8 protein-coding genes are annotated in these 11,701 nt (G+C 61.5%); 3 read left to right on the forward strand and 5 right to left on the reverse strand.

Going from position 1 to position 11,701, the window contains the following annotated elements; translation table 11 throughout:
* Positions 1-142 precede the first annotated feature (142 nt).
* Together OO25_RS19755 and OO25_RS19760 are read left to right on the forward strand one after the other, a co-directional pair.
* On the forward strand, positions 143-4,003 hold the full coding sequence (locus OO25_RS19755) for a PEP/pyruvate-binding domain-containing protein (RefSeq protein ID WP_369808878.1): 3,861 nt from the start codon (positions 143-145) through the stop codon (positions 4,001-4,003).
* Between the two features lie 106 nt (positions 4,004-4,109).
* On the forward strand, positions 4,110-5,018 hold the full coding sequence (locus tag OO25_RS19760) for a MurR/RpiR family transcriptional regulator (protein ID WP_040182320.1): 909 nt from the start codon (positions 4,110-4,112) through the stop codon (positions 5,016-5,018).
* A gap of 25 nt (positions 5,019-5,043) precedes the next feature.
* Here OO25_RS19760 and tviB read toward each other — a convergent pair whose 3' ends face one another.
* The 5 genes from tviB to OO25_RS19785 all read right to left on the reverse strand — a co-directional run bounded on the left by tviB (position 5,044) and on the right by OO25_RS19785 (position 10,715).
* Complete coding sequence (tviB, locus tag OO25_RS19765) at positions 5,044-6,315, reverse strand: Vi polysaccharide biosynthesis UDP-N-acetylglucosamine C-6 dehydrogenase TviB (protein ID WP_040182322.1); 1,272 nt, start codon at positions 6,313-6,315, stop codon at positions 5,044-5,046.
* Between the two features lie 121 nt (positions 6,316-6,436).
* A complete protein-coding gene (locus OO25_RS19770) occupies positions 6,437-7,219 on the reverse strand; it encodes a dimethylarginine dimethylaminohydrolase family protein (protein ID WP_040182325.1) in 783 nt (260 codons plus the stop codon).
* A 3-nt stretch (positions 7,220-7,222) separates the two neighbouring features.
* Entirely contained in the window at positions 7,223-8,881 is a 1,659-nt protein-coding gene (locus tag OO25_RS19775; protein ID WP_040182497.1) for a 5-guanidino-2-oxopentanoate decarboxylase, read from the reverse strand.
* Positions 8,882-8,883: 2 nt separating this feature from the next.
* Positions 8,884-10,071 (reverse strand): pyridoxal phosphate-dependent aminotransferase, encoded by a 1,188-nt coding sequence (locus OO25_RS19780; protein ID WP_040182327.1) that lies wholly within the window; start codon positions 10,069-10,071, stop codon positions 8,884-8,886.
* Entirely contained in the window at positions 10,068-10,715 is a 648-nt protein-coding gene (locus OO25_RS19785; RefSeq protein WP_040169694.1) for a TetR/AcrR family transcriptional regulator, read from the reverse strand. The genes OO25_RS19780 and OO25_RS19785 overlap by 4 nt, the downstream gene beginning before the upstream one ends.
* Before the next feature lie 104 nt (positions 10,716-10,819).
* On the opposite strand from OO25_RS19785, the gene OO25_RS19790 reads away from it, so the two are divergent.
* The gene (locus tag OO25_RS19790) at positions 10,820-11,665 is read left to right on the forward strand and encodes an ABC transporter ATP-binding protein (RefSeq protein WP_242407080.1); all 846 of its coding nucleotides are present in this window, start codon (positions 10,820-10,822) and stop codon (positions 11,663-11,665) included.
* Positions 11,666-11,701 lie beyond the last annotated feature (36 nt).

Here is an 11,701-nt window from a genome sequence, read left to right on the forward strand (position 1 = left end):
CCGCTCACCCGTTTCTCGCCTGTTACTGGCGGTGCTTTTCTCGTCGGCGCTGGCGCCCGCAGCGGCTTGGGCCATTCCCTCACCGGAGCTGGTGATTGGCTCGGTCTCTTCTCTGTCGCAGGTGTTGGCGGTGGGGGTCGCAATGGTGTCCGGTCTTGGTGCGGTGGTCGCAGCCAAACTCGGCCTGCAACCAAAGGGCAAGACCGAATCGAAGCAATACCCGGTCAAACTGATCACCGGCTTGGTGCTGGCAGCGCTGGCCCTGGCGATGCTGAACTACTGGCAGTTCACGACCCAACGCGCCGTTGAACAGGCCCGTTTGCAGGCCACCCTGGTGCGACCTGCGCAATTCGACGGCACCAAGATCAAGGATGCGACACTCAAGGAAACCAGTTTCTCGCGCCAATCAGATCACCGGTTGGCTATGTCCACCGCTGATGCCGCTACCGCGCTCGACGATGGTCAAACACTGTTCTACGACATCCGTGAAACCGGTGAGAACGCCATGGGCACCCTGCCTGGCGCAACCCATATCCGCTTCCCCGACTTCCTGCAGTCGCGCCCGGTGCAGCCAGGTCAGAAGGTCGTGTTGTTTTGTCACAATGGCAACCGCAGTTCCGAAACCTGCGCCAAACTGGCGGCGATGGGCATTGATTGCAGCTTTATCGCGGGTGGTATCGAAAAATGGATCGTCGAAGGGCGGGATTTCTCCGACAAGGATGTGAAAACCCTTTCCGATCTGCGTGCGATCCCGGACTATCCCGGCCGCGATGTGCTCCTCAGCACAGCCGATTTCACCACCTTGATGACCACCGAAGATCTGCAAATCGTCGATACCCGCTATCCCGGAGATTTTGACGCGGGCCATCTGCCAGGAGCGGTCAACATTCCGATCCGCAAGATGACCACCGCCGATCTGATGCAACGGATCAGTGAGCTGGATCCCAGCAAACCAACGCTGGCCGCCTGCTATGATCGACGCAGTTGTTTCATGAGCCAGGTTCTGGGTCTGGAATTGGCGCAAAAGGGCTTTGATTTCCGGGGACGGTACACGTTGCCATGGGAGTATTTTATCGCACCGGCGCCCAAACCGCATGTTCAGGCCTGGCTTGCCGACCAGCAGAGCGGCCTATGGGACAAGGCGATCTCCGGCCTCGTGACCGCCCTCCTCTGGGTGCATGAACGCAGTCACATTCTGCTGGGCCTTCTGGCGTTGTCGCTGATCACCCGGATCATGATCCTGCCGGTCGCGCTGAAATCCGAGCGTGACCAGATCACCACTGCCGAAACCGCGGATGAGATGAAGGCGCTGAAAGAACGACTGGCCGATGATCCCGTACGCAAGGCCCGTGCAGTGCAGGCGTTTTATGCCGACAAAGGCCTGACACCGATGAAAAACCTCAGCGCGTTGTTGTTCCTGCCGGTGATGATGCTGGGCGTCTCCGCCGCACAAGAGGCCAGCGCCAGCCTGCAGACGCCATTCCTTTGGATGGCAGACCTCGGCCTGCCCGATCCGCTGTTCATCTTGCCGGTGCTGTTCTGCGCGCTTGCTGCGGTTTACCTGTTGTGGGCCGTCGCCAAAACCAAGCGCCAGAAACTGCTGTGGATGGTGCTGGGCATGCCTGCGCTCTTTGCCATGGTGTTCAGCCTGTCGGGTGCGGCCAATACCTATCTCTGCTTCAGTCTGACGCTGTTGCTGGTGCAGCGCGCCTATGTGACAGGCATGCACCGCCAGCTTGGCGACGCCATCGCCTTGCGCGCCCACAAACGCCGCCTCGCCAAACTGCCGCGCGGCGTGATCCCGATGGGTTGCACAGAGGAGCTGGAACACGCCGGCAACAAGGCCCTGCGCCTGTCGATTCTGCGCAACGCAGGCCTGCCGGTGCCCGGCGGCGTGATCGTGCGCTCTGATGCGATCCACGACTACCGCGACATGTCCGACGCCCAGAAAGACGCCTTTGCGGCCAAGGTCTTCGGCCTAGCTGGCGGCAAACCGGTCGCTGTGCGCTCCTCTGCCAGCAATGAGGACGGCGCCGATCAGAGTTTTGCCGGGGTTTTCGAATCCGTCCTCGATGTGACCGCAGAGACCATGCGCGCAGCCCTTGATGAGGTGGTGACCAGCTTCTCCTCAGACCGCGCCGCCAGCTACGCAGGAGATGGCGACAGCACCGATCAGGGTAATATCGTGGTTCAGGAAATGGTGCAGGCTGAATATGCCGGTGTCCTGTTCACACAGGATCCCATGGCGCCGGGCATGTGCATGATCGAATGGGTCGAAGGCTGCGGAGAGGATCTGGTCTCCGGCCGCGTCACCCCCACCAGCCTGCGGTTTGGCCGCTACACAGGATTGCCTGCATCCGAGGATCAGGACCAGACGCTAAACATGGCACCGCTTCTGGCGCTTGGGCAACACATCGAAGAGACCTTCGGCGCCCCGCAGGATGTCGAATGGGCCTATGCCAACGGTCAGTTTCAGATTGTGCAAAGCCGCGACATCACCACGCTATCGCTCGGCACCGAACAGGAGCAAACCCGTCTGGCCGAATGGCGTGATCTGCTGGACCACTACGCGGACGCTGATCCGGACCAAACCATTCTGGAACAGGACGAAATGTCGGAGGTTCTGCCGCGCCCGACACCCTTGTCATTCTCGCTGATGGGCAGTCTCTGGTCACCGGGGGGCAGTGTTGATCTGGCTTGCCGCGCCCTGTCGGTGCCCTACAACCTGCCCGAAGGCCGCGCCGGTCATCTGGTGAACCTCTTTGGGAAGACTTACGTCGATGTCGACCTGAAGGAGCAAATGACGCTGAAGTTGACCGCAACCAAGGCCAAGCAGCTGCGCAAACAGGCCCGTCCGATGATCGACCGCTTCCACGCGGAGGTTCTGCCCCGGCTCAGCGATCAGCTGGCGTTCTGGCAGGCCGTGGACTACGCCGCCCTGCCGCTGCCCAAGCAACTGGAGGCGATTACGACTCTGCGCGACCTCTTTGTCACGGACATCTATGTCGAAGCTGAGAAGGTGAATATTCTTGCAGGCTTCACCATGGGCGAGGCCAGCGCCGCCGCATCAGGTGACTCTGCGCTGCGTGCCCATCTGATGCATGCCGAACTGCCCAATGCACCGTCCAGCCTGCTGGCATCCTGCACCGGGCCGATGGCCGAAAGCCGCGCACAGGTTCTGATGGGGCATCGGTCAATCTTTGACTATGAGCTGTCGGCACCACGCTACAAGGAAGCCCCCAGCCTGCTCGCGTCGCTGCTCGACAGTTCGGTAGAGCCAATCAGTGGCACCGTCACTCCCCCGGCAAACCTGCCCGAGGATCTGCGTGACACGCTGGATCTGGCGATTGCCTATCAGGATCTGAAGGAGCAGGCCAAGCACGAGGCCCTGCGGGTTCTGGCAGAGTTGCGCCGGGCGTTGCTGGCACTTGGTAGCCGCTCCGGTCTGGGTGACTTGGTATTTTATCTGGACATGGACGAGATCATGACCGGCAACTGGGACCAGCCCACAGCGCTGAAAGATCAGGCCACAGCCCGCAAGCACCGTGAGGAGCTGCGCAAGCCATCCGCGCCGACCGCAGTCAGTCTCACGCTGCGCGACTGTGAACTGCTGTCACTTGGGGCGCAGGCGGGATCCGGTGATGGCAGCCTCGGAGGCACCTGTGTCGCGGGCAGCGGCAGTGTTGAGGCCCGCGTGTTCTGGATCGAGGATGAAACCGCCATTGGCCCTGATGTCTTTGACGGTTTTCAGGATGGCGATATCCTCGCCTGCCGCATGATCAACCCCGCTTGGCTGCCCTATGTGCAGCGGTCGGGAGCCGTCCTCAGCGAGGTTGGCGGCTGGCTGAGCCATATGGCGATTGTCGCGCGTGAGAAGGACATTCTGATGTTGGTGGCCTGCAAGGGGCTCGACCAGCTGGCCCATGGTGAACGGATCACCGTGGCAGACGATGGATCAATCACGCAAAGCAACGCATCAGACCTGCAGGCGGCATCCGCCTGACAGATCAACGCATCTGCCCCCGCCGGACCGACCAACGATCCCCCGGCGGGGGCAAAACATATGTTCCGCCTTGCACTCTATCACACAAATGGTCTGAACTGCCGGTATGGACCCGCACCTTGATCCCCGACAGACCCATCGCCTGCTCGATCAGCTAAAAACCCAGATCGACAGCCTGCCCCCGGCCCTCTCGGCGGCGGCGAAATATATCATCGACACGCCCGGAGACTTCGGGCTTGATCCGATCCGTGTCTCCGCGACCAAGGCCGGCGTCAGTGCCAATTCACTGGTCCGGCTGGCCGCACATCTTGGGTTTGACAGTTTCGAAGCCCTGCGCGCGCCCTTTCGTGCCGCACTGACCACCGTACGCGAGGGCGGTCTGGGTCTTGGTTGGCTGGATCGGTTGGAACAGGCCGCCGACACCGCCCGTCACGGTCGCATTACCCGCAATGAGGTGAACATCGTGGCCAGGTCCCTGCGGCTGATGACCCCGGACCGGACCGCCGCCATTGTCACCGCACTCAGTTCCACGCGGCGCTGCTATGTGACCGCAACCCGCGCCAGCTACGCCCTGGCCTATTATTTTCACTACGTCGGGCGCATGGCCTTGCCCAGTCTGGATCTGGTGCCCCGTCACATGGGTGCTACGGTTGACGAACTGATGGAGATCGACGCAGAGGATTGCCTGATCGCCATGACCTTCGCCCCCTATTCCTCTGAAACGTTGCAAGCCCTGCGGCTGGCCCGCAGCAAGGGGGCGACGCTGATCCTGATCTCCGACAGCGAAGTTATCGCGCCGGGACTACAGCCGGACCACCTGTTACTGGTCGCGGATAACGCGTTGCACCCCTTTGGCGGCTACGCCGGCGCGATGGCTGTTCTGGATTGTCTGCTGACCCATCTCGTCGACGCCGGAGGCCAGGATGCACAGGACAGAATCCGCACCTATGAGGCCTTGCGCGAAGACACCGGCGCCTATTGGCGCGGGGGCAAGCTGCCGAAGGTTCCAAAATAACTTGTACTAGAGACTATGCCGCCGCTCAGAGCCGCAGGTCTGACTGATCCGGCCTCAGCACATACTTCAGATCATAGAGCAGCGCATCAGCCCGGCCCAAGGCCCGGATCTGCGCAGCGCCCATGTCGCGAAACTCCTGATGGGCCACCGCCAGGACCATGCCATCATAACCGCCCGCCTGCGGCTCCGCGACAAGATCCACACCGTATTCAGCCCGTGCTTCATCAGGGTCCGCGTGGGGATCATGGACATCCACTGTCAGGCCAAACTCCTCAAGGCAACGCACGACGTCGATCACCCGTGTATTGCGCAAATCAGGGCAGTTCTCCTTGAAGGTCAGCCCCATCACCAACACCCGTGCATCGGCAACCGCCATCTTGCGTTTCAGCATGGACTTGACCATCTGGCTGGCAACATAGGACCCCATTCCGTCATTCAGACGCCGCCCTGCCAACAGGATTTCGGGGTGATAGCCCAGCTGTTCTGCCTTGTGGGTCAGGTAATAGGGGTCAACGCCGATGCAATGTCCGCCCACCAGACCCGGGCGAAAATTAAGAAAATTCCACTTCGTCCCCGCCGCGCGCAGAACCGCTTCGGTATCGATATCCATGCGATTGAAGATCTTGGCCAGCTCATTGATCAGCGCGATGTTGATATCACGTTGGCTGTTCTCGATCACTTTGGCGGCCTCGGCCACGCGAATGCTCTCAGCCTTGTGGGTGCCCGCCGTCACAATCTCACGGTATAGCGCGTCCACCCGATCCGCTGTCTCCGGGGTCGAACCGGAGGTGACTTTGACGATATCCGGCAGGCGGCGCGTCTTGTCACCGGGATTGATCCGTTCCGGGCTATAGCCCGCATAGAAATCGCGGTTGAATGTCAGTCCGGACAAGTGTTCCAAAACGGGCACGCAGTCCTCTTCGGTGGCGCCGGGGTAGACCGTCGATTCATAGATCACCAGATCGCCGGGTTTCAGAACCTGCCCAACCGTTTCAGACGCGCGCAGCAGCGGCGTCAGATCCGGTCGGCGGCTGTCGTCGATTGGGGTCGGGACGGTCACAATGAAGATCGTACAGTCGGCGATCTCCGCCGGGTCAGCGGTCAGTGTCAGATGCTCAGCGCTGGACAAGGCCTCGGCACTGATCTCGCGGGTGCTGTCCTGACCGGCCCGCAACGCGTCAATACGCTCGGCGCTGATATCAAACCCGACCACCGGACGGGATTTGCCAAACTCAACCGCCAGCGGCAGCCCGACATAGCCAAGCCCGATCACGCAAATCCGTTCTGTCCCGCTCATGCCGCTGCCTCAATGGTCTTTGTCCGCCCGATTGCCTTTCATAAGGGGCCTCAGCGCCAAGTTTCAACCATATGCGGGCAGATCCCTCCCGAAACCGGGAGAGATCCACGTTTGGGCTGCTTCAGAAGCGCAGCGACAGGCAGGACATGCCGCCGTCAAGCTTGGCACATTCCGTGTTGCTGATCTGAACGACCTCAAACCCCTCCCGGTCCAGCATCTCTGCCGTGCGTGGGAAATCCGCCGCCATCAGCACCAGATTGTTGTAGCGGATGGCGTTGGCAGCTGCTTCTTCACCCTCAGCCACATGCAGCACCCGGTAGCCCTCAAAACAACCGGACGCATCCAGCCGTTTGGTGGACAAAATGGTCTCACCGTCCATCAACGAACAATCTGTCTTGAAGTGCAGCACCCCCTCTGGTGTGAAAACTTCGCGCAGGCTGTGGCCCCAGTCGGCGACAATCTCCGCCAGCTCCGCAACGCCCGCCGCATCAGTCCTAGCCGAGCGACCGACAAGGATTTCGCGCTCCGTGACCAGAATATCGCCGCCTTCGATAAATCCAGGGCCTTTGATCTCGCGCACCTCATCATAGCACTGGCGCAGGGTTGGCGCCATTTCGGCCACCTCTCCCAGTCGCGACGGCGCGCCGGGACGCATCAGCACCGCGCCTTTCGGCAGGCAAAGCGCTGTGTCCTCCACAAAAACCGCATCCGGGAAGGCTTCCAGCGGCGGCAGTTCGATCACCTCGGCACCCGTGCTTTTCAGGGCGGCGACATAATCGGCATGGGCGGCCAGCATCTTGTCCAGATCGGGGGTGCCGATGTCCTCCGCGCGCAGCCCATCCGTGATGCTGGAGGCCGGGCGGCGGGTGATGGCGCGGGTGAATTCATAGGTAGGGTTGGTCATATCTCAGTCCTTTGTCGCCAGTGTTGGCAGGAATTTGGGGGTGGTGATTTCGATCATGCGGGGGCCGGTTTCCGTCGCCGCGCTCTTCACTGCGGCGGCAACCTCCTGCGGATCCGCCGAAACCGCACGATGCGAGATCCCGAAGGAGCGTGCCGTTGCTGCAAAATCCGGTGGTGTCGGATCGCAGCCGACCACCGGCACGCCGACATCCTGCATCGACCGGGCAATTTCCTGATAACCGTGGTTGTTCCAGACGATGAACGTGATCGGCAAAGCCTCATCAACGGCCGTCATAATCTCGGGCAGCGAAAACTGCGCGCCACCATCGCCGGTGATACAGATAACCGGCGCCTCAGGCGCGGCAACGGCCGCACCAATGGCAGCGGGGATTCCATAGCCAAGCGCGCCATAGCCGGTCGCCGCATTGAACCAGCCGCCGGGGCGGTCGTGGTCATAGTAAAGGTTTCCCGCATAGATCGGCTGGGCGGAATCTCCGACGACAATTGCCCCCGGCACCGCCGCGCGCAGCGCTTTCAGCACCGTAACCTGAGCGCGATAGCTCTCGCCGATTTCGTCCCAGGCAGCCGTCCGGGTCTGTTCAGCCAATCCGATGCCCCAATCGGTTGGGCTATGCACATCCGGTTTCCATTCAGCCAGCACCGCCGACAAAACAGCCGCAACATCATCCTGGATCGCTAGCTCCGCCCTGTGGCGCGCCAGCTGATCCGAACAAAGGTCGACCCGGATCAACCCTGGCATCTGCGGCATGGTTCCGGTGGCATACATATCGTAATCTGTCGGTCCCAGCTCAGTGCCAAGTGCCAACACCAGATCCGCCGCCTCGATCAATTTGCGTACCGAGCCGAGGCTGGGGCTGGCAGGCACCGACAACGGGTGGTCAAACATCACGCCGCGCGCGTTAACGGTCTGGACCACGGGCGCGCCCAGATATTCTGCCAGCTGACGCACTTGATCCGCACAGAACCGCGCGCCGCCCCCGGCCAGGATCACGGGACGTTCCGCTGCGGTTAGGCGCTGCATCAGCGCCGCCAGATCTGCCGGGGATACACGCCCCCTGCCCTGCTCATCAGTTGGGATAGTTTCTTGCCCAGTGTCCTCCTCGGCGGCAACCCCTGCGATATCCAGCGGGATCTGCACATGGGTGGGACCGGGCCGAGACAGCGCAGCGCCCGCAATTGGTGCAAATGCCTGATCCAAAGCGGGCGTCAGCTGCTGCGGTGCCGCAACATGCTCTGACCTCAGCGCAACCATCTTCGCAAGGGCATGCTGATCCGGCAACTCATGCAGATGGCCCATTCCTTGCCCCAGAGAGCCGCTCTCGTTCACACCCGACACCACCAGCATCGGCACCGAATCCGCCCGCGCCTGCGCCATTGGGGTCAGCGTGTTGGTCAGCCCCGGCCCCGTGATGACAAAGGCAACGCCAGGCCGACCGGACACCCGTGCATATCCATCCGCCATAAACCCGGCGCCCTGTTCATGGCGCGGCGTGATATGGCGAAGATCAGATTTCCCGAGCCCACGGTAAAGCTCGACCGTATGCACCCCCGGTATGCCAAAGACATGTTGCACACCGCGTGCGGCCAGTTCCTCAACCAGCGCCTCACCAACTGTGGGTGTTGCGGTTTTGTGATCCCCCATGGTCATGCGACCTCCGCTGATGTGCGGCTGGCATGATCCACGATACGCGTCAGCGCGCGATCAAATGCGTCATCCTCAATCGTGAGTGCCACCCGCACCCAGCCCCGCAAGCTCTCACCGAAGGATGATCCCGGCATCACGGCAACCCCGGCGCTGTGCAACAGGTCCTGCGCATAGGCGTCACCGTCCAGACCGGTTGCTGCCACATCAATCATGGCAAACATGCCAGCCTTCGCGCGGTGCACCCGCAAAGCCGTGTCGCGGTGCAACCGCTCTGCCAGCTTTGCCGCACGCGCTGCAAATCGTCTGCGCATCCCCTCCGCCACGGGCGAACCTTCGCGCACCGCCTGCTCCGTCATATCCGCGATGAAAGGCTGATTGCCGAACAGCATCGTCTCCGACAGCGGCAGCAACCCGTCACAGAAGGCCGTGCTGGCAATACACCAGCCACTGCGGAACCCCGGCGCCGCATGTGATTTGGAGATCGACGACACCACAATCACCCGCTCGGCAAAGGCCGCGCGCGCCAGCGGCGACACAAATTCCGCCGCGTCAAACACCAGCTGCTCGTAAACCTCATCCGAGATGATCCACAGGTCGTGCACCTCCGCCAGCCGTCCAATGGCGTCGAGATCCTCAACCGTCAGAATGGACCCCGTAGGATTGTGCGGTGTGGTCAGCAGAATGGCGCGGCTGCGGGGGGTGATTTTTTCTGCGATATCATCGGCCTGCATCCGAAACCCATGCTCGGGCCGCAACGGCACCGGCACCATGTTGGCGCCACTTGCCCGGATCACGCCTTCATAGGTGGCGTACATGGGATCGCCCACCAGAACCTCGTCCCCGTGCTCGGCGACCCCCATCAGGACCGCATAAAGCGCGGTCTGTGTGCCCGGAAAGCACAGCACGTTGTTCGGCCCCAAAGCCCGCCCGGTGCTGGCGCTGTAGCGTGTTGCAAGGGCCTGGCGCAGGTTGGCCTCGCCGCGCCCGTCCGAATAGCCGGTGCGCCCGGCCATCATCGCGGCACCGGCAGTCTGCATCAGCGCCTCAGGTGTGGGCACATCCGGTTCACCAATGGTCATCTCGATGATATCCGCGCCGGCGGCGATCATCTCGCGCGCGGTCAGATGCACCTCCCACTTGGCCCCGCCAAGCCCCGCCAGCCGCCTGGTCACATCGGTCATTCTCATGGCTGTTCTGCCTTATGCTGCAAGTTCAATCCCAGAATTGCGCCCACGGATTCCAATCCGATCATCGGCAATTCGCCCTCTTCAAACGCCTCCGGCAAGGCACCGCCTTCCATCCAGAGCCCGTCGATCACCGCGTTACAGGCCACCGCCAAATGATGCAGCCGCGCCGCGTCGACGGGGGTCCCCGCCTCGTCCAGCGCGGCAGCGATCAACTCGCCCAGCTTGTCGCGAAAATAGTCATAGGTGCGTTGGTGGATCTGCCGCATCTGCGGATCCTGCTGCACTTTGTTCAAAAACCCGGCCCAAAGCGCCACCGCCGTCGGCTCCACCACCGGTGGCAGCAAAGACGCCTCGACAAACCCCGCCAGACGGGCGCGGGCGGTTCCTTCCATCCCGGCAACCGGGGCAAAGGTCAGATCACTGATAAAGACCATGTGATGCTCATAGGCGGCGGTCATCAGGTCTTCCTTGGAGGAAAAATAATGCCGGATCAGCCCCTGAGTCACATCCGCCCGCTCAGCAATATCGCGCACGGTTGCGCCGCGCACACCTTTCTCGGCCACCAACTCCAAAGTTGCGAGGATCAGCGCCTCTTTCCGCTCCTGTGCGGTCGCGCGCTTAAATTTCCGGCGTTCACCTGACACGGGGCTCTCCAATGTGCTGCGCAGTCACGCTGTCAGTAATTATACACTTGCATAATTACTCCAAGTCAGCCTTACTACAAGCCGAAATATGAGGACATCAGAAAATGCCCGATCCGGCTGCCGCAGACCCTGCTCCGCTTTCGACAGCATCTGCCCCTGCACAGGCGCGTGCTGAGACGCCGGTGGAACCCCACACGCAGACCGAGGCGATCCGTGTTAGCGATCTGCACAAATCCTTCGGGTCGCTGGAGGTGTTGAAGGGCGTATCCCTCACCGCGAAACAGGGCGATGTGGTGGCAATCATCGGCGGCAGCGGCTCCGGCAAATCGACCATGTTGCGCTGCATCAATTTTCTGGAGACACCCAACTCAGGCGAAATCGTCATCGCAGGTGAAACCGTGGCGATGCGCCCGGATGGCAGCCCCGCCGACCGCCGCCAGATCGAACGCATTCGCACCCGTCTCGCGATGGTGTTTCAACAGTTCAACCTCTGGACCCACCGTACCCTGTTGGAAAATGTGATCGAAGTGCCGGTTCATGTGCTGAAGATGCCCCGTTCCGAGGCGATCCACCGTGCGCATGAACTCCTGGCCCGCGTGGGCCTCGGCGACAAGGCCGATGCCTTTCCGGCCTTCCTCTCTGGCGGTCAGCAACAGAGGGCCGCAATTGCCCGGGCGCTGGCTGTGGATCCCAATGTCATGCTGTTTGACGAACCGACATCGGCGCTTGATCCTGAACTTGTAGGGGAGGTCCTGACGGTGATCCGCGATCTGGCGGCGGAAGGGCGCACCATGCTGCTGGTCACCCATGAGATGAAATTCGCGCGCGAGGTCGCAAACCATGTCGTCTATCTCTTCGAAGGTCGGATCGAAGAGCAAGGCCCCCCGTCTGAGGTCTTTGGCAATCCGAAATCAGAGCGTCTGAAACAGTTCCTCAGTTCGGTCGCCTAACGCATAACAACACGTACAAATAACAAAACAGGGAGA

This window comes from Phaeobacter sp. S60 (assembly GCF_000826845.1).
Classification (GTDB): Bacteria; Pseudomonadota; Alphaproteobacteria; order Rhodobacterales; family Rhodobacteraceae; genus Phaeobacter; species Phaeobacter piscinae.

Bases quoted from the DNA above. Each gene is read 5' to 3' on its own strand.
- OO25_RS19755 (WP_369808878.1), top strand. From the start codon at position 143: ATGGTGTCCGGTCTTGGTGCGGTGGTCGCAGCCAAACTCGGCCTGCAA.
- OO25_RS19760 (WP_040182320.1), top strand. From the start codon at position 4,110: ATGGACCCGCACCTTGATCCCCGACAGACCCATCGCCTGCTCGATCAG.
- tviB (WP_040182322.1), bottom strand. From the start codon at position 6,315: ATGAGCGGGACAGAACGGATTTGCGTGATCGGGCTTGGCTATGTCGGG.
- OO25_RS19770 (WP_040182325.1), bottom strand. From the start codon at position 7,219: ATGACCAACCCTACCTATGAATTCACCCGCGCCATCACCCGCCGCCCG.
- OO25_RS19775 (WP_040182497.1), bottom strand. From the start codon at position 8,881: ATGGGGGATCACAAAACCGCAACACCCACAGTTGGTGAGGCGCTGGTT.
- OO25_RS19780 (WP_040182327.1), bottom strand. From the start codon at position 10,071: ATGAGAATGACCGATGTGACCAGGCGGCTGGCGGGGCTTGGCGGGGCC.
- OO25_RS19790 (WP_242407080.1), top strand. From the start codon at position 10,820: ATGCCCGATCCGGCTGCCGCAGACCCTGCTCCGCTTTCGACAGCATCT.